Here is a 24,934-nt window from a genome sequence, read left to right as displayed (position 1 = left end):
CACGTTACGGGAGTTGAAGCATGTCCGCACACACCGACCGGCCCTCGGCCGTCACCGTCGTCGGCCTGGGTCCGATGGGCCGGGCGCTGGCCGCCGCGTTCGTGGCCGCGGGGGTGGCCACCACCGTCTGGAACCGTACGCCGGGGCGGGACGCCGAGCTGGTGGCGGCGGGCGCGGTCGCCGCCGCATCGGCCGAGGAGGCGGTCGCCGCCTCGCCGCTGACGGTGGTCTGCGTGGTGAACTACGACGCCTCGGACGCCGTACTGCGCGAGGAGGCCGTCACCGCCGCGCTCAAGGGCCGGACGCTGGTGAACCTGAGCGCCGACATCCCCGGCCGCGCCCGGGACACGGCCGAGTGGGCCGCCCGGCACGGCGTCCGCTACCTGGACGGCGCGATCATGACTCCCGCCCCGACCATCGGCACGGACGACGCGGTGTTCCTGCACAGCGGCCCCGAAGAGCTGTACGAGGAGCACCGGCCGGTCCTGGCGGCGCTCGGCGGCACCCACACCCACCTGGGTGCGGACCCCGGGCGGGCGGCGGCCTACGACATCGCGCTGCTCGACATCTTCTGGACGGCGATGGCGGGCTACGTGCACGCCCTCGCGGTGGCCCGGGCGGAGGGCGTCACCGGCGCGGAACTCGCGCCGTTCGCGCAGGGCATCGCCGCGATCCTGCCGCCGCTGTTCACGGAGTTCGCCGCCGACACGTACTCGGGCGCGATCAACCCGATCACCTCGGCCGTCTCGACCATGACGCACGTCGTCCACGCCGCCGAGGCGCACGGCATCGACGCGAGCCTGATGCGGGTGATCGAGGGGCAGGCCCGCCGGGTCGTCGCGCGGGGGCACGGCTCCGACGGGTACACGCGTGTCGCGGACGTGATCACCGGGCGCTGACCGGGAGTCGAGCGGGCACCGGCCTGGAGGCGGGCGGAAGCCGAGAAGGCACTGACCTGGCGTCGGGTGACGGCCGAGAAGGTATTGGCCTGGAGTCGAGCTGGCGTCGACCGGGCTGAGGCGCACGTCAGAAGGGCAGGGGCCGCGCGTGCACCACGTCGAGGCGGGACACCGCGCGGGTGAGCACCACGTACAGCCGGTGCAGGCCCCGCCCTCCGGGCCCCTCCGCCGCGGCGATCGCCGCCGGTTCGACGGCGACGACGTGGTCGTACTCCAGGCCCTTGACCACGCTCGCCGGTACGACGGCGACCCGGGCGCCCAGCGCGTCGGGTCCGGCCGCCGCGATGCCGGCCGCGTCGAGCGCCGCCCGCAGCCCGGGCACGTCCGGGTCGGCGGCGACGACACCCACCGACCCCTCCCGGGCGAGTGCCCGCCGTACGGCGTCCACGACCGCCTCCGGCACGGCGCCGGGCGCGGCCTCGCGCAGCGTCAGCTCGCCGTCGCCGCGCAGTGAGCGGGCCGGGGGCACGTCCACGTCGAGCCGCTCCAGCAGCCGGTTGGCGAGGCCGACCACCTCCTTCGGCACCCGGAATCCGGTGGTCAGCGGCACCACGGCCGCGTCCGGGCGGCCCAGGTGGGCGAGCACGGTACGCCAGGACCGCGCGGCCCACGGCGTGGTCCCCTGGGCCAGGTCGCCGAGGACGGTGAGCGAACCGAAGGCGGACCGGCGGGCGATGGCCCGGCACTCCATCGGGGAGAGGTCCTGGGCCTCGTCCACGACGACGTGGCCGTAGCCCTCGGGATGTTCGAGGAGCCCGGCGACCTCGTCCAGGAGGAGCAGGTCGGCGGCGGACCAGCGCGCCGACTTCCAGGACCGCGGCGGCCGCCCCGTCCACAGCAGGGCCTGCTGCTCCTCGTCGTCCAGTACACCGTCGGCCGCCCCCGCCAGCTCGGCCGGGTCGCCGAGCAGCGGGGCGAGGACCTCCTCCGGGCGCACCCGGGGCCATAAGGCGTCGAGGGCCGCGCCGACCGGGCGGGACCGCTCGACCCGGCGCAGCCAGGCGTTGGTCCGCGGCCCGGCGCGCCGTTCGGCCCGCTCCTGGAGGTACCGCACGATCCGCGCCCTGACCCGCTCGCGCCCGACGGTGTACGGCGGCTGCTCCCGCCGTACGTCGGCGACGACGCGGGCAAGCGCCTCGGCCGGGACGCGCCAGCGGTAGGAGCCGTCCGGCACGGCGAGGTCGACCGCGGCGCCGGGGTCCACGCGCGCGTAGAGGGCACGGCGCAGCACCTCGGCCGTCCGGGCGTCGTGCTTGAGCGCGGCGGCCCGCACGTCGTCGGTGCGGGTGACGGGGTGCCGGGCGATCTCCTGGGCGAGCGTGGACTGCCGTACGCCGCTCTCGCCGAGGGCGGGGAGCACCTCGGCGATGTAGGAGAGGAAGGTCGGGTTGGGGCCGAGGATCAGCAGGCCGCCCCGCTTGATGCGCTGCGGGTGGGTGTAGAGCAGGTAGGCGGCCCGGTGCAGGCCGACGGCGGTCTTGCCGGTGCCCGGGGCGCCCTGGACGCAGACGGTGGTGCCGAGGCCGGCGCGGACCAGGTCGTCCTGCTCGGGCTGGATGGTGGCGGCGATGTCCCGCATGGGCCCGACGCGGGGCCGTTCGATCTCCCGCGCGACGATGGCGCTGGCCCGGGACTCGCCCCGGCCGAGGTGCTCGTCCTCCATGCCGGTGAGGTCGGCGCTCTCGCCTCGGCTGCCGGGTGCCCAGCCGAAGCGGCGGCGGACGGCCACGCCGCGGGGGTCGCTCGCGGTGGCCTGGTAGAAGGCGCGGGAGACGGGGGCACGCCAGTCGACGACGAGGGGCGGGGCGGCCGGGTGCTCGGTGATCCGCAGCCGCCCGATGTGCAGCGCCCGCCCGGTCTCCGCCCCCTCGGCGAAGTCGAGCCGGCCGAAGAACAGCGGGCCCGCGGGGAGTTCGCGCATCTCCTTGGCCCGGCTGCGCAGCCGGTACCCGAGGACCTCGGCGTCGGCACCGGAGGCGGAGACGTCCTCGCCGGTGACGACGTGTTCCCGGGCGCCTTCGACCATCGCGGCGAGGACGGTCCGGCAGTGTTCGTGGTGGGCGCGTTCGCGGTCGAGGGCGCGCTGGAGGGCGGTGTCGGTCGACGTCATTCCGGCAAGCCTACCGGAATGACATTACCGAGTTACATTTTTTACTCGGTCAGGAAGCGGGCGGGGCGGCATCCCAGTGGGCGCCCGCCCGGTCAGGCCCGCCCCGTCAGGCCTGGGCCGTCAGGCCCGCCCCGTCAGACCTGGACGTCAGGCCCGCCCCGTCAGACGCGGACCGTCAGACCTGGACCGTCAGGCCTGGGCCGTGGGGCGGATGACGATCTCGCCGACGTCGACGCCGTCCGGCTGCTCGATCGCGTAACCGATGGCGGAGGCGACGGCCGAGGGCGGCATGGCGATCTCGTCGCGCTGCCGGACCAGCTCCGCCGCCGCTTCCGGGCTCGCCCCCTTGCCCACACCCTCCGTGTGGGTGAAGCCCGGCGAGACGAGGGTGACGCGCAGGTCGGGGCCGGACTCCTGGCGCAGCCCTTCGGTCAGCACCTTCACCGCCGCCTTCGTGGCCGCGTACACGGCCTGGGGCGACTTCACGACGTAGGCGGCGGTGGAGGCGACGTTGACGAACTGCCCCGAGCGCTGCCGCCGGAAGACCGGCAGCGCCGCCCCGATGCCGTTCAGCAGGCCCGTGACGTGGGTGGCGACCATGTCGTCCCAGTCGTCCTGCCGCAGGGCGTCGAAGGGCGAGATCGCCATGGTGCCCGCGTTGGAGACCAGGACGTCGAGCCGGCCGAAGCGGTCGACCGCCGCGCCGGTCAGACGCAGGAGGTCCTCGCGGCGCCGCACGTCGACGACGCACCCGACGGCCGTTCCGCCCCGCTCGGTGATCCGGTCGACCACGACCTTCAGCCGCTCCTCCCGCCGGGCTCCGAGCACGAGGAGGGCGCCCCGTTCCGCGAGATGGACCGCCGTCGCCTCCCCGATACCGCTGCTGGCTCCGGTGAGCGCGACGACCTTGCCCTTGATGCCCGACATGGCGGGTCCTTCCGTAAAGCGGTGTACGCAGGCCGGCGCTCGGCGCGTTGACCTACAGTGGACTGCGGCGGAAGTGGGGGCACTTCCACTTAGCTCTTCCGAGACTAAGTGGGGACGTCCCCATTTAACAAGTGGAGTACTCGGGAGAGGACGGGAGGCGCACATGCCCGAGGGAGCGCAGCGGCCGTTGCGGGCCGACGCACGGCGCAACCGGGAGAAGATCCTCACGGCGGCGGTACGCGTGTTCACGACGGAGGGTCTCGACGCCCACATGGACCGCGTCGCCAAGGAGGCGGGGGTGGGCAGCGCCACGCTGTACCGCAACTTCCCCACCCGGGAGGCGCTGGTCGAGGCCGTCTACCGCAACGAGGTGGCGCAACTGTGCGACGCGGTCCCCACCCTGCTGGCGGCGGAGCCGCCCTTGGAGGCGCTGCGCGCCTGGACCCGCCTCTTCCTGGACTACGTGACCGCCAAGTACGGCATGATCGACGCCCTGCGCGCCATCGCCGCGACGGGGAGCAATCCGTACGGGCACAGCCGGGAGATGATCCAGGCCGCCATCGCGTCGCTCATGGACGCCTGCACGGCCGCCGGGGCGATCCGCACCGACATCCGCCCCGCCGACGTCAGCGCCGCCCTGGAGGGCATCGCCCTCGCCTCGGCGGGTGCCGAGCACCGGCCGCAGGCGGAGCGCCTGCTCGACCTCACCCTGGACGGCCTCACGGTCGGGCCGCGGCGCTGAGGTGCCCGTCCGCCCGGCCCCCCAGTACGTCCAGCAGCGCCAGGGCCTCGGCGTCCGGTGATCCCGCCGGCGCGGAGTAGAGGACGAGGCGCTGGTCGCGGTCGTCGAGGACGAGCGAGTCGCAGTCGACGGTGACCTCCCCGACGACCGGGTGCCGGAAGGTCTTCGTGAGCGTCGGCGCGGCCTGGACGTCGTGCCGCTCCCAGAGGCGGCTGAACTCGGGACTGGCGTCGGCCAGTTCGTCGACGAGTTCCCGCACCGCGGGGTCCGACGGGTACCGGGCGAGCGCGGACCGCAGTCCCATCACGACGTGCAGCCGGAAGTCCGCGGCCTGGTGACTCTCGTACAGCACCGTGCCGGTGTGCGTGGCACCGAGGAACGCCCAGCGCGCCAGATTGCGGTCCCTGGGGGCGAGTTCACCGAAGTCCGCCATGAGCGCGGCGGCGAGGCCGTTCCACGCGAGCACGTCGTACGCGGCGGAGACCACGAAGGCGGCCGTCTGCGGCAGCCGCCCGATGAGCGCGAGGATGCTCGGGCGGACGTCGCGCCGGTGCAGTCCGGTACGGCTCGGCGCGGTGCCCGCGAGGACGTGGAGGTGGTCGGACTCGGCGTCCGTGAGCCGCAGGGCGCCCGCGATCCCGGCGAGGACCTCGCCCGACGGCCGCGGCGCCCTGCCCTGTTCGAGCCGGACGTAGTACTCGGTGGAGATGTGCGCGAGGACCGCCACCTCCTCGCGGCGAAGACCCGGTGTCCGGCGCCGCGGGCCCGAGGGGAGGCCGACGTCCTCCGGCCGGAGCCGCTCGCGGCGGCTGCGGAGGAACGCCCCGAGCTCCTTCTTGTCGTCCATACCCCGAGTCTGCACGCCGCGCGGTGACGTGTGCCTGGTACAGCCTGTGCCTGTATCCGCCCGGCGGCGGGCCGGACGCTGTCCACCATGACGAACGACATGAACGACATGAACGACACGAACAAGATGAGCGACGCGAACGTCGTAAATGGTGTGAACGACGCGAACGCGCCGCGCAGCACGCACACCGTCCGCAGCGCACCCGTCGGCCTGCTCACCGGCAAGGTCCTGTTCCTCACCGGTGCCAGCCGCGGCATCGGTGCGGCCGCGGCCCGGCTCTTCGCCGCCGAGGGCGCCTCCGTCGTGCTCGCCGCCCGCGGTACGGATGCCCTCGACCGCGTGGTGAAGGAGATCCGCGCCGACGGCGGTGTCGCCGACGCCGTCGCCCTGGACCTCGCCGATCCCGCGAGCATCCGCGCCGCCGTCGGCCACGTGGAGAACCTGCACGGCCGGCTCGACGGCGCCTTCAACAACGGCGCGGCGATTCAGCGGCCCGGTCCGCTCGACACGACGAGCGACGAGGACGTCGACACGCAGTTCGCCGTGAACTTCCGCTCGCACTGGACCGCGATGAACGCCGAGGCCGCGCTCATGCGACGCGGCGGTGGCGGGGCGATCGTCAACACGTCGAGCATCGGCAGCCGCCGCGCGAACCCGGCCCTGCCCGCGTACGGGGCCATGAAGCGCGCGCTGAACAGCCTCACCGAGACCGCCGCGGTGAGCTGGGCCGCCGACCGCATCCGGGTGAACGGCATCACGCCGGGCGGCACCGCCACGGAGATGATCGAGGCGTGGGAGGCGGCGACCCCCGGCGTCGTCGAGCGCATCAACGCGTCGACCCCGCTGGGCCGGATGGCCGAGCCCCGGGAGATCGCCGAGGTGGCCGCGTGGCTGCTCAGCGACCGCGCCTCGTGGGTGACCGGCGCGATCGTCCCGGTCGACGGCGGCGCGGGCGCCTGAGCGGACCGCGGGGGCGGGACGGCGGGGGCGGAACGCGGATACGAGACCGCGGGGGCGGAACACGCGTACGGGTCCGCAGGGGCGGAACACGCGTACGGCTCCGCAGGTGCCGACCGCGTCGAACCGACTGGCGCCGGTCACTCCCCCGACGCCACCCCCCTCGCCAGCCCCCTCGGCAACCCCCTCGCCAGCCCGGCGAACGCCCGCTCCGCCGCCGCCACCGCGTCGCCCCGCACGTCCTCCACCCGCTCCCCGGCGGCGATCCGCCGCCAGTTGTCCAGCGCGAGGACCCGCTGCACGGCGATGATCTGCCCCGCCGCCAGCCTGGCCTCCAGATCACCGCCGAGCACCTCGGCGAGCGCGGCCTCGGACCGCTCCAGCTGGGTGTGCATCCGGGCGACCAGGGCGGGGGTGCCGTAGAGCAGCCGGTGGAAGGCGAGTACGGCGGGGTGGTCGTTGAGCCCGGTCACCGGGTCGCACCGTTCCAGCCCCGCCAGGAAGTGCCGCCGCAGCGCGTCGACCGGCGCGGGCAGCCCCGCCGCCGCCACCCGGGCCGCCTCGTCCTCGTGGTCGGCGATCCGGTGGAGGACCAGGTCCTCCTTGGCCGGGAAGTACCGGAAGAGCGTCGGCTTGGAGACCTCGGCCGCGGCCGCCACCTCCGCGACGGACACCGCGTCGAAGCCCTTCTCCAGGAAGAGCTCGACGGCGACGTCCGACAGCGTCCGGAACATCCGCTGCTTCTTGCGCTCGCGCAGACCGGGGGCGTTCATGGGGCGAGCCTACGCACCGCTTCCGCTCGGGGCAGGCTCCGGTTCCAGGCGCTTCGCCGCGTCCCAGAGGGTGTCGAAGAAATCGCACCTGCGCCGGACGAGACCCCCCGCCGGTTCGCCGTCGTACCGGCTCCAGCGGGTCAGCAGCGATCCGCGGCCGATGAGGTCGAGCAACTGCCCGTCGTCGTGCCCCGGTCGCGGGGCGGGTACGGAAGCACCGTACTCGTCGGGACGCACCTCGAGCGCGTCGTAGATCCCCTCGTACACCACGTCGTTGCCGATGGCGTAGAGCTTGAGGAAGGGCGACATGTGCACCGCTCGGAACTCGACCGACAGCGTGCCCTGATTCTTGTTGAGCATCCTGCCCCGGGTCGTCCTCAGGTCCTGTGCGTAGCCTGCGATCTTCCCGGTCAGGTGCCGCCGGAACCCCGGCGCGTCCGCCAGCTTGCCATCCACGTTCCGCACCAGCCCGGGGACTCCGGTCGGACGGGTGAAGTCGGGCACCAGGATGCGCACGGACACGGATCTGGAGGGATCGGGCGGCAGGTCCTCCAGCACCCTGCGCAGCGGGTCGACGAAGGTCTCCCCGGTGAAGCACATGCCCGACAAGTGTGTCTCACCGCCCCGCAGGACCGCCTGGGCGCACTCCTCGATCAACAGGTCCATCGTGGCGCCGTCGCCCGCCTGGGGGCCCAGTCGCGCGGTCAGCTCCTGGATCTCACCGCTCAGGCGGCGGACGGCCTCGTGGAGCTGCCGCAGCTCCTCCCGCTCGGTGTCGCGCGCCGCGTTCAGCCGGAGCACCTCGGCGTAGAGCACATACCCCACGATGCTCAGCAGTGCTCCGCCGATATAGGTCTTGCCCTCCAGCGCGTCTCCCACGGGTTTGGCGAACTGGGCCACGAGGCCGACGAAGAAGACCGCCAGGAGCAGCCCCTTGGTCAGCGTCGCCTCGGCACGGCCCCAGAGCGCCGCCATTCTGCTGCTCAGCGATGATCTGCCCTCAGGCACCAAGTCCCCCTACAAACCCGTGAGTTCGAGCGCTCCAGGTTATGGTGACCGCTGCCAGGACGAACAGGAAGAGGTCGGGGACTGCTCAACGTGACGTGGAGTGCCAGGCCCGCAGAGCCTCACCCACCTGCTCCCGGCCCGGTACGTCGACCAGTCGCAGCGGCTCACGGGCCCGCCGCACGGCCCGCTCCACCCGGTCCGCGGCGGTCCGGAAGTGTTCCGTACGCGCGTCCTCGGGAAGGTCGAGCGCCGCGCGCATGACGTCGGGGAACACCGACTGCGCGTACTCGAACGCGACGTAGACGGGCAGGTCCTCGTGCAGCCCGGCGGTGAGGTCGGTGAATCCGGCCTCCGCCATCGCCTCGGCCCACAGCTCCACCATGCGTCCCTGCTCCTCCTTCCCGTACGCCATGCGCACGAGGTGGGTCGCGAGGTCGTGCAGCGGGTCGCCGAGTATGGCCAGTTCCCAGTCGATCACCGCGAGGCGCTTGCCCCGGACCACGACGTTGGCCCGGTGGACGTCCGTGTGCAGGAGCCGGAAAGGGCGTGCTGTCCGGCAGCGGTACCGGGCGGCGAAACGCGCCATCGCGTCCTCCGGTACACCGACGGCGTCGAAGAGCGCGCCGAAGCGGTCCCGGTTCGGCCGGTGCACCTGCCGCTCCGTGAAGCGGACCAGCCAGTCCAGGAAGCCCTGCGTGTCCCCGTCCTGCGGCCAGCCCTCGGGCCGGGGCGGCAGTTCCGCCACGGGGACACTCGCGGTACGGACGAAGAACGACGCGAAGGAACGCATGAGTTCCTCGCCCACCCGGTCGGCGGAACCGCTGTCGCCGAGCACCCGTCCCGCCCGGTAGCCGTGCACGGAGCCGCCCCCGAGGTCGGCGAGGCAGGGCGGAACCTCGCGCAGATGGCGGCAGACGACACCGAGCACCTCCGCCTCTCTGGGCCAGATGCGCGGCACCACCTCCACCGCCCGCAGTGGCACGCGGTACTTGAACCGGGTGAACGGCACGGCGCCCAACAGCAGCGCCAGCAGCAGGCCCGAGCGCCGGACGTAATTGATGTTGTGGTGCCCGGTGAGCACCTCACCCCTCCCACGGAGTCTCCGCGACTCCACGAGGTGGTGCACGAGCGCTTGGCGCGCCCGGTGTGGCAGACGGTGCATGGCCGGAGAGTAGCGCCTGCGACCCCTTGCTCAGGGCCGCGTGACGAAGGTGTTCCCAAGCTCAAGCGGGCGCGGGCGCGCTGCCGGCCCACAGCAGGCGCAGCACCGGCTCCAGGGAGTGGACAACCGTTTCCGCGCCGGCGTCCCGGAGGAGCTTCGTCTTTCGTTCGTTGTGGCCGTAGCCCAGGAAGGGCACTCCGGCCCTTCGGGCGGCGGTCACGTCGGAGGCGGAGTCGCCGACCATCAGGGCCCGCCCGGGGGCGGTGCCCATCGCGCTGAGGGCGCGGTTGAGGCAGTAGGGGTCGGGTTTGAGCCGGTGGGGGTCCCCGGTGCGGCCGTAGATGTGGGGGGAGAAGCAGCCCAGGAGGTCCCGGGTCGCCAGGTACTCGCTCACCACGCGGGGCGCGTTGTTGGTGGTGACCGCGAGGCCGACGCCGAGGGCGGACCAGGTGCGGATCAGGGCGTCCGCGTACGCGGTCGGCCACGCGGTGGGCACGGCGCGCAGTTCCTCCCGGGTCAGCCGTTCCTCGAACTCGGCGACCAGGTCGCTCTGCCGGTGTCTGCGGTCGACCGCCGCCAGCAGGGCGTGCGGGTCCGGGTGGACCTGCTCCTCCTGGGTGAGCAGGTCCCTGAGGCCCAGCCGCTCCAGCCAGTCCACCAGTTCGCCCGCCACCCGGTCGGCCGAGTAGCCCGCGAACAGCCGGCAGATGGGGCCGTCGAAGTCCCACAGGACGACGCGGGCGCCCACGACCAGGTCCCGCAGGGCCTCGGACTGCTCGTCCCGGCCGGCCCACTCGCCCACCGGTTCCGTCTGATCCGTATCGGAAGTCACTAGGAGAGTGTCATGTCCGTGGTGATGGTTTCCCAGAGGGCGTCGAACCACTTCTGCGATTCGTCCACGAACACCGCGTCCCGGTGCCCGGTCCGCTTCAGGAACGAGAACAGCAGCGACTGGGAGCCGAGCGCGTCGTACATCTGGAGCGTCCGGCTCTCGTACTCCTCCTCGCGCCGGGTCAGCATGTAGTAGCCGAAGAGGGCCTCCTCGCCGTTGAGCAGGTACAGCTTCATCGGCGGGGTGAACGGCAGGGCGCGGAAGGCGATGCGCACGTCCACGCGGTGGGTGGAGCGTACGGCGTGCAGGTTGTGCTGGAGGACGCGCGCCTGGGCGTTGCGCATCTGGAGCCAGCGCTGGTGGACCGGGTCGTCCTCCTCGTCCTCGACCAGGACGGGGAAGGCGAGGTCGATGTCGCGGGAGGGCATCAGGACGCGGAAGTCGATCGCCTCGGGGCGGATGCGGCCCTCGTGGATCAGGCGGAGCGGCTCGCTGAGGGCCAGCATCAGCGTCTCCGAGGTGTGGCACACGACGTCGACCCGCACGCGCGGCGCCGCGAACGCCTCCGCCAGGCGCGGCCCGAGCGCCACCATCGTCGGCTGCGGGTCGGCCCGCGGCGCGGCGGGCTCGGCGATGCGGGGCGGGCTGCCCTTGCTGACGTTGGTGAGCAGGCCGTCCTCCTGGAGCGCGCGCAGGGCCTGGCGGACGGTGCCGCGCTCCACGCCGAACTCGTCGGCCAGCTCGGCCTGGGTGGGCAGGCGGTCGCCCGCCTTGAGGTCTCCCTGGCGGATCCGCTCCCGCAGGACCTCGGCGATCTCCTGGGACGAGAGCCTTCTGCTGCCGTTCACGGACACGTTCTCCTGAGTCACGACCAAACGCTACAACTTCGACCTACCTATAGGGAGTTGTTTGAAACTTGTTTATAGGTAGTAGCCAAGTGGGGACAACATAGGGAGAGTTGGTTGCCAACTTCGCCAGGTTGGTGGAAGTTTACCTCCCGGAACGAAGTACCTCCCGAACCTCCCGAACCTCGCGAACTTCCCGAAGGGGGGAAGACCATGCCCGTCCTCACCCTGGTCTCCGCGGTCTTCGTCATCGCCTTCGAGCAGATCGTCCAGTGGAAGTACGGTGCCACCGGCATCGTCGGCCTGCTCCTGCTCACCATAGGCATCAAGGCCAAGAGCCCCTCCGTCAGCTCCGCCGGAGCGGTGCTGCTGGCCCTCCTGGTCGCGGGTCCCGCGCTGTGACCGGGGCGGTCAGGTCGTGAGCACCAGCTCCGAGCTGATCGTCTCCCACAGCGCGTCGAACCACAGCCGGGACTGCTTCACGAACACGCCGTCGCGCAGGTCACCGCCCTGGTCGAAGGCGAACAGCGTCGAGCGGATGCCCTCCGCGTCGTACATCTCCAGCGGCTCGTGGTCGATCTCCTGCTCGCGCCGGCTGAGGGTGTAGTACGCGAAGAGGGCCTCGCTGCCGTTGAGCACGTACAGCTTCACGGGCGGGGTGAAGGGCAGCGCCCGGAAGGAGACGCGCACGTCTATGCCGTGCGTGGCGCGCAGGCTCAGCAGGTTGTGCTGGAGCACCTGGCCCTGGGCGTTGCGCATCGCCAGCCACCGCTCGTGCACCGGGCCGGCCGCCGCGCCGCCCGAGACCGCCACCGGGAAGGCCAGGTCGATGGCGCTGCTGGGCAGCAGGACCCGGACGTCGACCTTGGCCGGTTTCAATCGCCCCGCGTGGATCTGGCGCAGCGGTTCGCCGATGGCGAGGGTGAGGGAGACGGAGGTCAGGCAGAGCGCGTCGATCTCGACGTGCTCGGCGGCGAAGGCCGCCGCGATCCGGGAGGCAAGGGCCACGGTCGTGGGCATCGGCTCCGCCCGGCCGCCCGCCCGGGAGCCGTACAGGTCGGACGTGACGGTCGCGGGGCTCCCCTTGGACACATTGGTGAGCAGACGTTCCGACTGAAGGATGCGCAGGGCCTGGCGGACGGTGCCGCGCTCCACGCCGAACTCGTCGGCCAACTGGGCCTGCGTGGGCATGCGCTGGCCCGGCCGCAGCCGACCGGACCTGATCCGGGCGCGCAGCTCGTCGGCCACCTCTCGGTGTGTTGTCTGTGGCCGCTGCGGTCTCTTCCGCCCGTTGACGGGGGCGCGTTCCGGCTCCACGACCAAACCCTACAACTTCTCGCCATCTTTGGGCAGTTCACGGAAAGGTGGTTATGAGACGCGTCCAAGCGGAGATAAGTACAGTGAAGTTGGCAGCCAACTTGAGCAACGTGGTCGAGCCTTACGGGGGTTGGCCACCACGGTGACAGGGGGTCCACCATGCCGCTCATCGCCATCGTCGTCGCGGCTCTGGCCATCGGGTTCGAGCAGCTCGTGCAATGGAAGTACGGGCCGATGGGCATCATCGCGTTCGTCGCGCTGTCCATCGGCATCAAGGCGAAGAACACCATGATCGGCGGTGTGGGTGCGGTGATCCTCGTGATGCTGCTCGCCCAGTCCGGCTGAACCGACGTACTGACGGCCGGGCCCCCTTCCGGAGGGGAGCCGGGAGCCCGGCCGATCAGTGGCACCACGCACAACAGGCACGACCAGCACAACAACCACAACCACAACTGAAGAGCACGTCGAAAAGCACGTCGAAGAACCCGCGCTACGGATGCGCACGTCCACCGTCACCGGAGGAAGGGAGTCACCTCAGAACATGTCCGGGCACCAAGGCCGCCCGGACGTACGCAGCAGGGCGTCGACCACACGGGCGGCGCCCGCTCGTTCTTCCCGCACCCGGCCGAGCGCGGCCAGCCGTACGGCCGAGGCGTCGCCCAGCCACAGCGCCCCCAGCTCCGCCACGTCGAGCACGAGATGGGCGCTCTCGGTGGTCGGCACGCAGGACGCCCCGTCCGGTCCCGCCTCCAGCCGCCACCGCCCGCCGGTCAGCCCCGCCCGGTCCACCACCTCCAGCACCGCCGATCCCTGCCCCTCGTACGTCCGTGCCGTGAGCGCCCGCGCGACGTCCAGGACCCGCACCCACAGCCAGTCGGCCTGCGTGGTGATGCGGGCCGCGCGCGGGTCCGGCAGGAGGTCCGGGAGCAGGTCGTCCGGGGAGCGCCAGCCGCTCTTCACCGTCTGGACCCAGTCGATCGAGCACAGGTAGTGCCACAGCGCCCGCTCGGCGGCCGGGGTCACGGCGAGCAGCCAGTCCACGGTCGCCGTGTTCAGCGGCTGCTTGGCGTCGCCCCAGCGGTCGTCGGTGCGGTAGGACGCCATGCCCTCGACCTCGCCGTCCGCCGAGCGGTACACGGCGTAGCAGGGCTCGGTCCACGGGGAGCCGTTCCAGTCGACGACACCGGTCCGGTAACGCCACCACATCTCGGTCCGGCTGACCGCTCCGGGCTGGGTCCGGCGCAGCCGCTCGTGCAGCCCGGGTCCGAGCCGCCGTACGTCGGCGCCGTCCACGAGGTCGATCCGGCCGCCGTCCTCCGGGGCCGCCCAGCGCGGGTCCAGACCGGCGCGGGGGACGTCGACCGTCCACTCGGTCATGGTGGTGCCGGGGCCGAAGCCGTACCGGCCGTAGATCCGGTACTCCGCCGCGATCAGGGTCGCGACGACGTCCCCGCGCTCCTTCGCCGCGGCCAGGTCCTGCGCCATCATCCGGGTGAGCAGGCCGCGGCGCCGGTGGGTCGCGGTGACGGTGACGTTGGAGATCGCGTCGGCCCGGACGGTGCCGGCCCCGACGGCCGTCAGCTCCTGGTCGAAGGACCGGAAGGTCGCCACGCACCGGTCGCCGTCGAAGGCGCCGAGCGACCGGCCGGGCACGAACTCGTTGCGGCGAGCATCCAGCTGCTCCTCGGCCACGGCGGGCGGCCGCAGGAAACCCGTGTTCAGGGCCCGGTTCCAGTCGGGGAACTCGGCCTCGGTGATGGGACGTACGTCTATCTCGGTGCGGCGGCTCATACGCTCACCGTAGATCGCCCACCCGGCTGCGTCGCGGGATTAACAGGGCGCCCCGCAGGCGCCGCAGGCCCCGCAGGGCGGCTCCGCAGGGCGGCTGCGCAGGCGCCGCAGGAAGATCCCGCGGACCCCGCAGGCGCCGGACGTCAGAAGGCCGCCCGGATCTCCCCCACCTCCCGGCCGCCGCCCAGCAGGGGCGCGCGCCGGATGCGCTCGACGACCGGCGCGTCCACGCCCAGCAGCGCCAGGGCGCGGGCCAGCACCGGGCCCAGCGCCCGGGTGGCGCCGTCCTCGATCTTGAAGGCGAGGGCGCGGCCGTCCGGCAGGGCCACCGCCTGGACAGCCTCCGCGCCCATCTTGGAGAGCGTGCCCGGCACCTCCCGCATCAGCCAGGTGTCGGCGCGGCGGCTGCCGGCCACGTACTCGGGGTGGGCGCGCATCGCGTCGGCGACCCGGCGCTCGGCCGAACCGGGCTCGGCGGCGACGAAGGAGCGGAAGGCGCGGGCCAGCCCGACCAGGCTGATCGCCATCAGCGGCGCCCCGCACCCGTCGGTGCCGACCGCGGCGACCGGCTCGCCCGCCGCGTCCTCCACAACCCTGTGGATGATCCGCTGGAGCGGGTGCTCCGGGTCGAGGTAGGTCTCCAGCGGCCAGCCCTGCTGCGCGCAGACCGCCAGCATCGCGGTGTGCTTGCCGGAGCAGTTCATGGTGACGCGGTCGGGCACGGCGCCCGACGCCAGGTACGTGTCCCGCTCCTCGGCGTCCAGCGGCAGGTCGGGCGGGCACTGGAGCAGCGCCGGGTCCAGGCCGTACTCGTCCAGCATCTTGCGGACCAGGTCCCGGTGAAACGGTTCTCCGGAGTGGCTCGCGGCGGCCAGCGCCAGCCGCTCCCCCGCGAGGTCGAGGCCCGCCCGCAGCACGCCGGCCGCCTGCATCGGCTTGTTGGAGGAGCGCGGGAAGACCGGCGCCGTCACCTCGCCCAGCGCCAGCTCCACCGCCCCGTCGGCGCCCAGCACCACCAGGCTGCCCCGGTGCCGCCCCTCGACGAAGCCGGACCGGACGACCTCGGCGAGGACGGGCGGCACGACGGGCGACAGGGCGGACGTGGGCGCGGGCGCGGCCTGGTCCGCATGCGTCGACTGCGGCGTCTGTGACGGCTGCGACCGCTGCGACTGTGACCGCTGCGATGTCTGTGACGGCTGCGACGGCTGCGGCGTTGGTGACGGCTGCGACGGCTGGGGCGCGGGCATCGGCGGTGGCCTTCCGGAACGGGCGACCTCCCGCGGCGACGGCCCGGGATCACCAGGCCCCGGAGGGCGGCGCGGCTGGCCGCCCCCGTGTCACACGAGCAGGTCGTCGACTTGTGCTTCCCCTTCACGGTACCGGCGTGCGATCTCCGCGCTGCACCCGTCCGCCGTGCGCTGGAGCCGCTGCCGGCTCCGGGAGACCTGCTGCTCGTAGCGCACGAGCCGCCCCATGCCGGCGGTCAGCTCGACGTCGGTGCGGGCCGTCAGGTCGGACAGCTCCACCTCGCCCATCATCTCCGCGGCCAGCCGCCTGCACTCCTCACTGCGCGGGGTGGCCAGCGTCACGTGCCGGGCCGAGGAGCGGTGCCGGGCGGGCGCGTCGGCGAGGATCTCCGACAGCCGCTCCACCACCGAACCGGTCGCCGCGGTGGTGACCACGGACGACGACGAGGCCGTCCCGCGCCCCGCCAGCTCCGCGCGCAGGATGTCGATACGGCCTTGCAGCAGCCGCCGTACGTAGCTGAGGTCGGCCTCCTCGCGCTGGGCGTCCCGGCGCAGCGTGCGCAGCTCCGGCAGGCTCAGGACGGTCAGATCCCGCTGCGGGGGGTCAGCCGGCGGGTTCGCCGGCAGCTCGGGGCTGTCCGTGCGCTGGAGGGGCGCCCGGGGCGCCTCCAGACCAACCGGGCCACCCGGACCGGTCGAACCGCCCCGTCCACTCGGACATGTCAACGCGGCAGTCCCGAACGACCGCCCCGTACTCGGTGTGCTCATGCGCCTCAACCGTCCCCTCGCCCGGCGTTCTGGGAGCATCGTGCCACCCCAAGTGGCCGCTATGTGACCGAGTGCCCCCGATCGGCCCCGATCGGCCCCAGATGGGGGGTTCGCAGCGATAAAAACCCCGTACGGCCCCGCCCCTCCCCACCCTAGGGGCGCACGGCATCATTGCGGGATGCGTGCAGTGGTGCAGAGGGTGGACGGCGCGAGCGTCGTCGTGGACGGCGAGACGGTGGGCGCGATCGACGGCGAGGGCCTGTGCGTCCTGGTGGGCGTCACCCACGACGACACCAAGGAGAAGGCGGCGCAGCTGGCCCGCAAGCTCTGGTCGGTGCGGATCCTGCACGACGAGAAGTCGTGCAGCGACCTCGACGCCCCGCTGCTGGTGATCAGCCAGTTCACTCTTTATGGCGACGCCCGCAAGGGCCGCCGCCCCACCTGGAACGCCGCCGCCCCCGGCGACGTCGCCGAACCGCTGGTCGACGAGGTCGTCGCCCAGCTGCGCGCGCTGGGCGCGACGGTGGCGACGGGACGTTTCGGCGCGCAGATGCGGGTGTCCCTGACGAACGACGGCCCGTTCACGATCCTCGTGGAGGTCTGAGCCCCGCCCGTCAGGGCTCGACGACGGTCTCCTGGGCGGCCGCGGTCTCCTCGGCCATCAGCCGGGCGTCCACCGGCACGTTCCGCTTCACCAGGGCGAGGGCGACCGGGCCCAGCTCGTGGTGGCGCACGGACGTGGTGACGAAACCGACCTTCCGGCCGTCGGGCCCGTCGTCCGCGAGGCGGATCTCCGCCCCGTTCGGCGGCAGGTGGACCTCGCTGCCGTCCAGGTGCAGGAACACCAGCCGGCGCGGCGGCTTGCCGAGGTTCTGCACCCGGGCGACGGTCTCCTGCCCCCGGTAGCAGCCCTTCTGGAGGTGCACGGCCGTACCGATCCAGCCCAGCTCGTGCGGGATGGTCCGGTGGTCGGTCTCGAAGCCGAGGCGCGGGCGGTGCTGCTCGACCCGCAGCGCCTCGTGCGCGAGGATCCCGGCCGCGGGCCCGGACTCGGCGGCGAACGCCTCCAGCTCCTCCCGCGGCAGGAAGAGATCACGCCCGTACGGCGTCTCGCGGACGACGGCGGAGTCGGGAGCCCGGGCGATCGAACCGGCCGGCAGGTGCACGACCGCGGTGTCGGCCGTGCGGTCGGCGACCTCGACCCGGTAGAAGAACTTCATCGACTCCAGGTAGGCGATCAGCGCCTCCTGGCTGCCGGGCTCGACGTGGGCCCAGACGGTCGTGCCGTCGTCGACGAGGTACAGGGCGTGTTCGATGTGGCCGTTCGCGGAGAGGATCAGCGCCTCGGTGGCCTGGCCGGTCGGCAGGTCGCTGACGTGCTGGGTGAGCAGCAGGTGCAGCCAGCTCAGCCGGTCGTCGCCCGTGACGGTGACGACACCGCGGTGGGAGAGGTCGACGAAGCCGGTGCCGTCGGCGAGGGCACGCTGCTCGCGGAACAGGTCGCCGTAGTGGGCGGCGACGCCTTCGTCCACACCCTCGGCGGGAACGGCGCCGGGCAGGGACAGCAGAGGGCTCTTCATACGCCCAGCCTACGACTCGCTTACGACTCGGTAGTTGAACCCTTCAGGGAACAGCTCTCGCACCGGCCGAAGATCGCGAAGTGCTTCATGTCGGTGTCGAAGCCGAACTGCTCGCGCAGCTTGGCGGTGAAGTCGGCGGCGACCGACAGATCGGCCTCGATCACGTTGGTGCAGTCCCGGCAGACCAGGTGGATGTGGTGGTGCCGGTCGGCCAGGTGGTAGGTGGGCGCACCGTGCCCGAGGTGGGCGTGGCTGACCAGCCCCAGCTCCTCCAGCAGCTCCAGCGTGCGGTACACGGTGGAGATGTTGATCCCCGACGCCGTCTTGCGCACCTCGCCGAGGATGTCGTCCGGGGTCGCATGCTCCAGCGTGTCGACGGCTTCGAGCACCAGCTGCCGCTGGGGCGTCAGCCGGTAGCCGCGCTGCCTGAGGTCGCTCTTCCAGTCGGTGCTCACCACACCACGAGTCTAGGACTACTTGAAGAAAGCGATCCCGTCGTCCGGCATGTCGTCCGGCAGGGCCTTGGCCCAGCGCTCGACGTCCTCCGGGGTGACGACCTTCTTCAGGTGCGCCGACATGTACGGGCGCAGCTCGACCTCGGGGGTCTGCTTCTCGCCGACCCACATCAGGTCGCTCTTGACGTAGCCGTACAGCCGCTTGCCGCCGGTGTAGGGCCTCGATGCCGCGGTGCGGGCGACGGCGTCCGTGACCAGGTCGATCTGGGGCTTCTGGTCGGCCAGCTCGCCGTACCAGATCTCGATGACGCCGTCGTCGCGGGTCATCGTCACCTCGACCTTGCGGTTGGCGTCGATGCGCCAGAAGCCGTGCTCGGACTCCAGCGGGCGGACCTTGTTGCCGTCGTTGTCCAGCACCCAGGTGTGGGACTGGTACTCCAGGAAGTCCCGGCCGTCGTGGGTGAAGGAGACCTCCTGGCCGAAGTTGCACTTCTCGGCACCGGGGAAGTCGTGCACGCCCGCGCCGGCCCAGTCACCCAGCAGGAAGACGAGGGGGACGAGGTCCTTGTGCAGGTCGGACGGGATCTCGATCATGAGCGGTACTTCCTGGCGTCGGTGATCAGCGCTGGCCCTGGTACAGCTTCTTCACGGTCAGACCGGCGAAGGCGAGAACGCCGACGCAGACCAGGACCAGCAGGGCTTCGAAGAAGATCTCCACGGGGTGCTCCTTGAGCGGGGGGCATAAACAGGGCCGGCCTCAGCTTACGCGGCCCGCCCCGCCTCTTCTCGCCGGACTCCGTCCAGGAAGGCGGCCCACGCGGGGGCGGCGAAGAGGAGGGCTCCGCGGGCGGGGTCCTTGCTGTCCCGGACCGGGACCAGGGAGGGGAGGCCCGCGGCGACCTCTACGCAGTTGCCGCCGTCCGGGTTGCTGTAGCTGCTCTTGCGCCAGGTGATCGTGCTCAGATCGATGGCTCGCATGGCGCTTCCTCCAGCATCCGCTCGATGAACTCCCGCGACGCCCCCGGTGACAGGGCCATATCGCGCACCCGATCGTATCGGAGCTGGAGCAGATCAACGGCCTGTGTTTCTTGCACCAGTTCGCCTGAGTAGCCGGTCTCCACCCAAGCCACGGTCCGGCCGCTGGTGCCGCGCAGGAACATGGCGTCGGTATTGGGCAGCCCGTGCAGCCCGGCCGCCAGCAGTTGCACCTGGACGATGACGTTGGCACGGCCTCCCATCACCAGGAGATGACGTAACTGCGCCTGCCACTCGGCGGGCGTGCTCATCGGGCTGCGCAGCGCTGCCTCGGAGAGCAGGGCCCGGAACTGTGGCCCGCCCTCGGCCAGCAGTGGCTCCCGGCGACCCATGCGCGCCGCCACCTGCTTGTCCAGCTCCACACCCGTCAGTCCGCCCTGGCTGAGCAGCTCCGCCGCGTACTCCGGCGTCTGGAGCAGGCCCGGCACGACGCTCGGCGAGTACTGCCACATACTCACCGCCTCGGCCTCAAGGACCATGTACCGCCGGTACCGCTCCTTGAACTGCGTGGGATCCGCCACCGCCAGCTCCCACAGCGTGAGCAGCATTCCGCCCGTGCCGTAGTACTGGTCCAGCGCCTCCACGATCTCCGGGCCGCCCAGCGTGTGGCCGTGCTCCATCTTCCCGAACTGGGACGCGTCCCAGCCCACCACCTCCGCGACGCCCCGCAGGGACACGCCCCGCCCGTTGCGCAGCAGCCGCAGCTCCTCCGCGAACCGCGCCCTCGGCTCCTGACTGCGACCCGTGATCGCCCTCCGCTGCGGCACCGCACCCCTCCCGGCTGTGGAATTTGTGGAATTTGGAGCGCCCCTTGTGGCACTAGCGGCCGTTCCGGGCTTGGCGACCCCCGCCGTGGGTCATGCTCGTACTGCCCACCACTACGCAGAGTAGGGCAACTGTCGCATTCCGTACAGACGTTGACGTAAGGGAGCGGACCCGTGAGAACAGAACCGGCCACCTACGAGCCCGGCACCGTGCTCTACGACACCGCCGCCGCGAAGGTCGGTGAGTACCGGGGCCGCAGCGGGGCGCGCGTGCTGCTCCGACCGCTCGGCGGCGGCCGGGAGTGGGAGGCGGAGCCGCCCGTACTGCGCCCGGCGACCGACCGCGAGCGCCTCGGGGCGAGCCTGCGCGCCGCGAACGACCGCACCCTCGCCACGCCCCCGGCCCCTGCCGAGCTGGAGCGGCCGCCGCTGCCGGTGCCGGGCTGCGAGGCCTGTGCCTGGCTGGCCGACCGGCGGGAGACCGCACGGGCGGCGTTCGACCACAGCGCGGTGTCGGACGCGAACGTCCTGCTGCGCCAGCACCAGCGCAAGGAGCACGAGGGATGACGTACGACGGCGGACTGCCCTACGAGGAGTGCCGGCGGGCCCAGCGGCTCGCGCCCCGGCGGGACCGCGCTCCCCTCTCTCCCGGCTTCGCGATGCCGCCCTTCCATCCGGGTCACCCGCCGAGGCCCGCGCCGAAGCACAAGGCCCGGTCCCGGCGGCGGGCCAGGCCGGCCGGTGCCACCGTCAGCGGCCTGCTGACCGTCCTGTGCGTCGCGACGCTGCTGGTGACGATCACCTTCGCGGTGTGACGCCGAGCGCACGGGCCCCGCGGGGCCCGCCCGGCGGATCAGTGCAGCAGTTGGCTCTGCAAAACGACGGTCTGCTGGAAGGGCACCACCCGGGCGCCGCCCTTACGGCTCTGAAGGACGACGGCCAGCACGTCACCGACGCCGAGGTAGGCCTGGCGTACCTGTTCGGCGCCGTACGGCTCGGGCTCGACGTAGAAGCTGTACCTGACGTCGTCGAACCGGGCCTTGTCCGGAAGCCTCTCGTCGGGGAAGGTCTCGCCGGACACGGACAGGTCCTCGCCCCGCACCGCGAAGGCCGGGTCGAGGGCGGGCGCCATACGGACGGCCTGGAGTTCGTCCACAACGGCCGCGGTGTCGAAGTGCAGCAGGTAGATCCGCGTCCGGGTGCCGTCCGGCGTGGTCCAGCCGCGGGCGGCGATGTGCCGCAGTCCCGTGTCGACCAGCGTCCGCCGCAGGGAGTCCCGGTCCGCCTCCACCTGGTACTCCCGGAGGAAGACGTCGGTGGGCAGCCAGCCGTCCTTTCCGCGCAGCGCCTTGTCCGCCTTCGCGCCCTCGGGGGCCGGCAGGACCAGGTCGCGCAGGTCGGCGTAGTGGGCGCCCGCCGTGTTCTCCTCGGCGAACGGTCCCGGGCTGCCGGACGGCAGCGGTGCGGCGGTGAGCGCCGGGTAGTCCCACCGTCCGTCCGAGTCGGTCGCCAGGCCGGGCATGTCCGTGCGCTCCACGCGGGTGACGCCGTACGCCGTCGCCGACCCGACGACCGCGAACACGGCGACGGCCGCGCTCCAGCGCAGCACGGCGCGCAGCACGCGGCGGTCCCGCTTCTCCGGCGCCGGCGCCGGCTCCGGCTCCGTGGCCGGGGGCGTGGGCGGCGGGGTGTCCGGCACCGGCGGGAGGGCGGGCGCCGGCGGGGCGGTCTGCTCGGTCATACGGACTCCCCGGGATCGGCGATGCGGTCGAGCTGTTCGGTCACCAGCTCGGTGAAGCTCTCGGTGTCGAGCGGTCGCACGCTGTCGGCGGTGACGGTGACCAGCACGTCTCCCTCGTGGGCGGCGCAGAACACCATGTCGAGTTCCTGGTCGGACTCCGCGGACAGACGGAAGCACCTGGCGTCCTTGTGACCCTTGATGCGCGGGCCCTCGCGGAAGACGTCCATCGCCGCGAAGAACTCGTTCTGACGCGTCGCCATGTCACGGACCGCCGACCGGTTCCCCATCCGCGAGAGCACGATCGACACCGTGGCCGTGCCCGTCTGCCCGTCGTCGGTGAAGTGGCCGCCACCGGCGTAGTTCCGCATCGCCATGCCGGTGATGTGCCGGCGGTCGATCGCCTTCTCCAGCTCCTTGCGCTCGGAGCGGGGCAGGCCGGTCAGCGACTCCTTGCGCAGGGCGGTGGCCTGGGCGCCGCTCAGCGTGGCGTCCGAGCCGAACTCCCCGAGGTCCGGGCCGCGCGACCAGGCGTCGCTCCGGTACGGCACGAGGGCCTTGGCCAGGCCGGCGGCTCCGGCCGCCGGGGCCGGTGCCTGTTCCGCCTTCTTCTCCGGCGCGGCCTTGGGGAGCGCCAGGGCGGGGGCGCCCGGGCCGCGGTCGGCGTCCCTCACGGTCACAGCGGTGTACCCGGCGCCCACGACGGTGACGGCCGCCAGCACGAGCGCGCTGCCGACCACCGCGAGACGCCGGCCACGCCCGGGCCGCGCGTCGACCGCGTCAACCGCGTCGGGCTCCACGGGCGTATCGGCCTCGTTCGGACCGGTGGAGTCGCCGGGCTCGGGGACGGGATGCGGTGGCTCGGGGGCGGCGGGGGCCGGGAGCGCCGGCTCGCCGTTCCGGTTCTCGTTCACAGGCGCTCCATCTGCCGCTCGGCCAGGTCCAGGATCGTCTTCTTGCTGATCCGCTTGTCGCCGTTGATCCAGATCTCCATGACCACGTCACCCCGCCGGGCGTGCGCCTCCGCGGAGTACATCGGCGGCTCTCCCGCCTCGCTGGTGGGCAGCCCGTGGACGTACGCCCGCCCGTCCCCGGTCCCCGGGACGGGCCAGCTGTCGGTGTCCTCCTCCGCCGCCGCCCAGTACTTCGACCCGGCGATCTTCTCCCCCGCCACCAGAACCTCCTCCTGGCGGAACTGGATCAACCGGATGCTCACCACGTAGGAGCCTTCGACGTACCAACCGCCGACGGCCGCCCGGCGGAACTCGTCCTGGAGCAGCGCGTCGAACTGCTCGCCCGGATGCTGATAGGTCTCCGCGTACATGGCGAGGTCCATCCAGCCGTCCTCGCCCTCCGGCCACTCGAGGGCCTCGGCGTCACGCGGCTTCTCCAGCAGCAGGTCGCGCAGGTCGCCGTCGGTCCGCACCCTGCGGTCCTGTGCGGCGGGCAGCCGCTGCGGCACCTCGCCCTTGCCGGGCGCGGCCAGGGGCCGGGCCAACGACGGCAGCTCCGTCGGTTCCCGGTCGGCCTGCACGAGGTAGCCGGCGCAGACGCCGGCGACCAGCCCGAGTACGGCGGCGGTGCAGATGAGCGCGGTGGTGCGGCCGCGCCGACGCGGCCGTGGCGCCGGCACCGTCCCGGCGGCCGGCGCCGGGCCCTCCGTTCGCGGTTCCGTCTCCGGTACCGGTTCCCTTTCCGGCTCCGGCCCCGGTTCCGTTTCCGGTTCCGTTTCCGGCTCCGTTTCCGGTTCCGTTTTCTCTTCCAAGACGTCCCCCCACAGAACGTGCATGACGCATTCGATCAAACGTGCGCACAGGAGACCCGCAGCCCGGCACCGGGGTTGTGGCGGCGTTGATTACGATTCGGCCATGGCCAAGAAACTCGTGATCAAGGTGACGGCGGGGGCGGACGCGCCCGAACGGTGCTCGCAGGCGTTCACCGTGGCGGCGGTGGCGGTGGCCAGCGGGGTCGACGTGTCGCTGTGGCTGACCGGGGAGTCCGCGTGGTTCGCGGTGCCGGGGCGCGCGGCCGAGTTCGAGCTGCCGCACGCCGCGCCGCTGCCCGACCTGCTGGACTCGCTGCTGGCGGGCGGCCGGGTGACGCTGTGCACCCAGTGCGCGGCCCGGCGCGACCTCACCGAGAAGGACGTCATCGAGGGCGTGCGCATCGCGGGGGCACAGGTCTTCGTGCAGGAGGCACTGGCCGACGACACGCAGGCCCTCGTCTACTGACGTCGCTGACGGCACTGACTGCGCCGACGGCACTGACCTCGCTGACGGCGGCGGCGCTCACTGCCCCATGACGTACGCCACGGTCGGCCCGGTGGTCCAGCCGCCGTCCACCGCGAGTTCGGCGCCGGTGACGTAGGACGCGGCGTCCGAGAGCAGGAAGACGACCGCGCCGGCGATCTCGTCGGCCTCGCCGACCCGGCCCATGGGCGTGTTGGGGTACTTGCCCTCGCCCCGCTCGATGCCGGTGGCCGCGGTCATCGGGGTGTACGTCATCCCCGGGTGCACGGAGTTCACGCGCACGCGGGCGGTGCCCCACTCCACGGCGCCGATCTTCGTGAGCCCGCGTACGCCCCACTTGGAGGCGCCGTAGCCGGCCGTGAGGGCGAGGCCCATCAGGCCGGCCGCGGACGAGATGTTGACGATCGATCCGCCGCCGGCCTCCCGCAGCGCGGGGACCACGGTCTTCATGCCGATGAAGACGCCGGTGAGGTTGACGTCGAGGACCGCGCGGAAGCGCTCGACGGACTCCGACTCCAGCGGCGTACCGGTCGAGATCCCGGCGTTGTTCACCAGGCCGTGCAGCGCGCCGAACTCGGTGACGGCGAAGTCGGCGACCCGCCGCCAGTCCTCCTCGGAGGTCACGTCGTGGTGCAGGAAGCGGGCGCGGTCGCCGAGTTCGCGGGCGGCGTTCTCGCCCTCGTCGTCCAGCACGTCGGTGATCAGGACGTGCGCCCCGGCGGCGACCGCCTGCCTCGCGGCTTCCGCGCCGAGGCCTCGGGCGCCGCCGGTGATGATCACGTTCTTGCCGGTCAGGTCGTGCATGGTGCGTGTTCTCCTTTCTGGGAT

Annotated in this window: 30 protein-coding genes; 9 read left to right on the top strand and 21 right to left on the bottom strand. The window is 72.5% G+C overall.

What is annotated here, in order from left to right; translation table 11 throughout:
• Positions 1-20: 20 nt before the first annotated feature.
• Entirely contained in the window at positions 21-899 is an 879-nt protein-coding gene (locus tag B9W62_RS20940; protein ID WP_087808609.1) for an NAD(P)-dependent oxidoreductase, read from the top strand.
• Positions 900-1,026: 127 nt separating this feature from the next.
• Here the strand turns inward: B9W62_RS20940 and B9W62_RS20935 are convergent, their stop codons facing one another.
• Positions 1,027-3,069: a HelD family protein gene (locus tag B9W62_RS20935; protein WP_087808608.1), complete on the bottom strand. Its 2,043-nt coding sequence runs from the start codon at positions 3,067-3,069 to the stop codon at positions 1,027-1,029.
• Positions 3,070-3,258: 189 nt separating this feature from the next.
• The gene (locus B9W62_RS20930) at positions 3,259-3,996 is read right to left on the bottom strand and encodes an SDR family oxidoreductase (RefSeq protein WP_087808607.1); all 738 of its coding nucleotides are present in this window, start codon (positions 3,994-3,996) and stop codon (positions 3,259-3,261) included.
• Positions 3,997-4,159: 163 nt separating this feature from the next.
• On the opposite strand from B9W62_RS20930, the gene B9W62_RS20925 reads away from it, so the two are divergent.
• The gene (locus B9W62_RS20925; RefSeq protein WP_087808606.1) at positions 4,160-4,738 is read left to right on the top strand and encodes a TetR/AcrR family transcriptional regulator; all 579 of its coding nucleotides are present in this window, start codon (positions 4,160-4,162) and stop codon (positions 4,736-4,738) included.
• Here the strand turns inward: B9W62_RS20925 and B9W62_RS20920 are convergent.
• On the bottom strand, positions 4,716-5,585 hold the full coding sequence (locus B9W62_RS20920) for a helix-turn-helix transcriptional regulator (protein WP_087808605.1): 870 nt from the start codon (positions 5,583-5,585) through the stop codon (positions 4,716-4,718). The genes B9W62_RS20925 and B9W62_RS20920 overlap by 23 nt on opposite strands.
• Positions 5,586-5,711: 126 nt before the next feature.
• Here B9W62_RS20920 and B9W62_RS20915 point away from each other — a divergent pair, with 126 nt between their 5' ends.
• Positions 5,712-6,545: an SDR family NAD(P)-dependent oxidoreductase gene (locus tag B9W62_RS20915; RefSeq protein WP_087812006.1), complete on the top strand. Its 834-nt coding sequence runs from the start codon at positions 5,712-5,714 to the stop codon at positions 6,543-6,545.
• Between the two features lie 137 nt (positions 6,546-6,682).
• On the opposite strand, the gene B9W62_RS20910 is transcribed toward B9W62_RS20915, so the two are convergent.
• From B9W62_RS20910 to B9W62_RS20890, 5 genes are all read right to left on the bottom strand, one after another.
• Positions 6,683-7,315, bottom strand: coding sequence for a TetR family transcriptional regulator (locus B9W62_RS20910; RefSeq protein WP_087808604.1), 633 nt, complete (start codon positions 7,313-7,315; stop codon positions 6,683-6,685).
• Positions 7,316-7,324: 9 nt separating this feature from the next.
• The gene (locus B9W62_RS20905; RefSeq protein ID WP_256976532.1) at positions 7,325-8,290 is read right to left on the bottom strand and encodes an ATP/GTP-binding protein; all 966 of its coding nucleotides are present in this window, start codon (positions 8,288-8,290) and stop codon (positions 7,325-7,327) included.
• Positions 8,291-8,408: 118 nt separating this feature from the next.
• Positions 8,409-9,404 (bottom strand): phosphotransferase family protein, encoded by a 996-nt coding sequence (locus B9W62_RS20900; RefSeq protein WP_256976530.1) that lies wholly within the window; start codon positions 9,402-9,404, stop codon positions 8,409-8,411.
• Positions 9,405-9,546: 142 nt separating this feature from the next.
• Complete coding sequence (locus tag B9W62_RS20895) at positions 9,547-10,317, bottom strand: HAD family hydrolase (RefSeq protein ID WP_256976529.1); 771 nt, start codon at positions 10,315-10,317, stop codon at positions 9,547-9,549.
• Complete coding sequence (locus tag B9W62_RS20890; protein ID WP_087808601.1) at positions 10,317-11,192, bottom strand: winged helix-turn-helix domain-containing protein; 876 nt, start codon at positions 11,190-11,192, stop codon at positions 10,317-10,319. Before B9W62_RS20890 ends, B9W62_RS20895 begins: the two co-directional genes overlap by 1 nt.
• A gap of 183 nt (positions 11,193-11,375) precedes the next feature.
• Here B9W62_RS20890 and B9W62_RS20885 point away from each other — a divergent pair, with 183 nt between their 5' ends.
• On the top strand, positions 11,376-11,564 hold the full coding sequence (locus tag B9W62_RS20885) for a hypothetical protein (protein WP_087808600.1): 189 nt from the start codon (positions 11,376-11,378) through the stop codon (positions 11,562-11,564).
• 9 nt (positions 11,565-11,573) lie between these two features.
• Here the strand turns inward: B9W62_RS20885 and B9W62_RS20880 are convergent, their stop codons facing one another.
• A complete protein-coding gene (locus tag B9W62_RS20880; protein WP_087808599.1) occupies positions 11,574-12,485 on the bottom strand; it encodes a GntR family transcriptional regulator in 912 nt (303 codons plus the stop codon).
• A 153-nt stretch (positions 12,486-12,638) separates the two neighbouring features.
• Between B9W62_RS20880 and B9W62_RS20875 the strand changes: the two genes are divergently transcribed.
• Positions 12,639-12,824 (top strand): hypothetical protein, encoded by a 186-nt coding sequence (locus B9W62_RS20875; RefSeq protein WP_003974784.1) that lies wholly within the window; start codon positions 12,639-12,641, stop codon positions 12,822-12,824.
• A 189-nt stretch (positions 12,825-13,013) separates the two neighbouring features.
• Here the strand turns inward: B9W62_RS20875 and B9W62_RS20870 are convergent, their stop codons facing one another.
• From B9W62_RS20870 to B9W62_RS20860, 3 genes are all read right to left on the bottom strand, one after another.
• Positions 13,014-14,270 (bottom strand): GNAT family N-acetyltransferase, encoded by a 1,257-nt coding sequence (locus B9W62_RS20870; RefSeq protein WP_087808598.1) that lies wholly within the window; start codon positions 14,268-14,270, stop codon positions 13,014-13,016.
• A 143-nt stretch (positions 14,271-14,413) separates the two neighbouring features.
• Positions 14,414-15,517 (bottom strand): asparaginase, encoded by a 1,104-nt coding sequence (locus B9W62_RS20865; RefSeq protein WP_256976528.1) that lies wholly within the window; start codon positions 15,515-15,517, stop codon positions 14,414-14,416.
• Positions 15,518-15,607: 90 nt separating this feature from the next.
• A complete protein-coding gene (locus B9W62_RS20860) occupies positions 15,608-16,285 on the bottom strand; it encodes an RsiG family protein (protein ID WP_087808597.1) in 678 nt (225 codons plus the stop codon).
• Positions 16,286-16,463: 178 nt separating this feature from the next.
• On the opposite strand from B9W62_RS20860, the gene dtd reads away from it, so the two are divergent.
• The gene (gene dtd, locus B9W62_RS20855; protein WP_087808596.1) at positions 16,464-16,889 is read left to right on the top strand and encodes a D-aminoacyl-tRNA deacylase; all 426 of its coding nucleotides are present in this window, start codon (positions 16,464-16,466) and stop codon (positions 16,887-16,889) included.
• 10 nt (positions 16,890-16,899) lie between these two features.
• Here dtd and B9W62_RS20850 read toward each other — a convergent pair whose 3' ends face one another.
• From B9W62_RS20850 to B9W62_RS20825, 5 genes are all read right to left on the bottom strand, one after another.
• The gene (locus B9W62_RS20850) at positions 16,900-17,865 is read right to left on the bottom strand and encodes a CAF17-like 4Fe-4S cluster assembly/insertion protein YgfZ (protein ID WP_087808595.1); all 966 of its coding nucleotides are present in this window, start codon (positions 17,863-17,865) and stop codon (positions 16,900-16,902) included.
• Positions 17,866-17,885: 20 nt separating this feature from the next.
• A complete protein-coding gene (locus B9W62_RS20845) occupies positions 17,886-18,323 on the bottom strand; it encodes a Fur family transcriptional regulator (RefSeq protein WP_087808594.1) in 438 nt (145 codons plus the stop codon).
• 15 nt (positions 18,324-18,338) lie between these two features.
• The gene (locus B9W62_RS20840; protein WP_087808593.1) at positions 18,339-18,914 is read right to left on the bottom strand and encodes a heme-binding beta-barrel domain-containing protein; all 576 of its coding nucleotides are present in this window, start codon (positions 18,912-18,914) and stop codon (positions 18,339-18,341) included.
• Positions 18,915-19,082: 168 nt separating this feature from the next.
• Positions 19,083-19,298, bottom strand: coding sequence for a DUF397 domain-containing protein (locus B9W62_RS20830; protein ID WP_087808592.1), 216 nt, complete (start codon positions 19,296-19,298; stop codon positions 19,083-19,085).
• Positions 19,280-20,122, bottom strand: coding sequence for a helix-turn-helix domain-containing protein (locus B9W62_RS20825; RefSeq protein ID WP_087808591.1), 843 nt, complete (start codon positions 20,120-20,122; stop codon positions 19,280-19,282). Before B9W62_RS20825 ends, B9W62_RS20830 begins: the two co-directional genes overlap by 19 nt.
• A 171-nt stretch (positions 20,123-20,293) precedes the next feature.
• On the opposite strand from B9W62_RS20825, the gene B9W62_RS20820 reads away from it, so the two are divergent.
• Positions 20,294-20,686 (top strand): hypothetical protein, encoded by a 393-nt coding sequence (locus tag B9W62_RS20820; RefSeq protein ID WP_087808590.1) that lies wholly within the window; start codon positions 20,294-20,296, stop codon positions 20,684-20,686.
• The gene (locus tag B9W62_RS20815) at positions 20,683-20,934 is read left to right on the top strand and encodes a hypothetical protein (protein WP_087808589.1); all 252 of its coding nucleotides are present in this window, start codon (positions 20,683-20,685) and stop codon (positions 20,932-20,934) included. The genes B9W62_RS20820 and B9W62_RS20815 overlap by 4 nt, the downstream gene beginning before the upstream one ends.
• Before the next feature lie 38 nt (positions 20,935-20,972).
• Here the strand turns inward: B9W62_RS20815 and B9W62_RS20810 are convergent, their stop codons facing one another.
• From B9W62_RS20810 to B9W62_RS20800, 3 genes are read right to left on the bottom strand one after another with little or no spacing between them, the layout of a single operon-like run.
• Complete coding sequence (locus B9W62_RS20810) at positions 20,973-21,860, bottom strand: hypothetical protein (RefSeq protein ID WP_087808588.1); 888 nt, start codon at positions 21,858-21,860, stop codon at positions 20,973-20,975.
• Positions 21,857-22,771 carry a hypothetical protein gene (locus tag B9W62_RS20805; protein WP_256976527.1) on the bottom strand — a complete coding sequence of 305 codons (915 nt, stop codon included), beginning with the start codon at positions 22,769-22,771 and terminating at the stop codon, positions 21,857-21,859. Before B9W62_RS20805 ends, B9W62_RS20810 begins: the two co-directional genes overlap by 4 nt.
• On the bottom strand, positions 22,768-23,490 hold the full coding sequence (locus B9W62_RS20800; RefSeq protein WP_087808587.1) for a hypothetical protein: 723 nt from the start codon (positions 23,488-23,490) through the stop codon (positions 22,768-22,770). Before B9W62_RS20800 ends, B9W62_RS20805 begins: the two co-directional genes overlap by 4 nt.
• A 235-nt stretch (positions 23,491-23,725) precedes the next feature.
• Here B9W62_RS20800 and B9W62_RS20795 point away from each other — a divergent pair, with 235 nt between their 5' ends.
• On the top strand, positions 23,726-24,088 hold the full coding sequence (locus tag B9W62_RS20795; RefSeq protein ID WP_003974797.1) for a DsrE family protein: 363 nt from the start codon (positions 23,726-23,728) through the stop codon (positions 24,086-24,088).
• Between the two features lie 57 nt (positions 24,089-24,145).
• Here the strand turns inward: B9W62_RS20795 and B9W62_RS20790 are convergent, their stop codons facing one another.
• Positions 24,146-24,910: a glucose 1-dehydrogenase gene (locus tag B9W62_RS20790; RefSeq protein ID WP_087808586.1), complete on the bottom strand. Its 765-nt coding sequence runs from the start codon at positions 24,908-24,910 to the stop codon at positions 24,146-24,148.
• Between the last annotated feature and the right edge of the window lie 24 nt (positions 24,911-24,934).

This window comes from Streptomyces sp. CS113 (genome assembly GCF_002188365.1).
Classification (GTDB): domain Bacteria; phylum Actinomycetota; class Actinomycetes; order Streptomycetales; family Streptomycetaceae; genus Streptomyces; species Streptomyces tendae.
The sequence above is the reverse complement of the archived record's forward strand: the minus strand, read 5'-3'. Positions and strand labels throughout refer to the sequence as shown.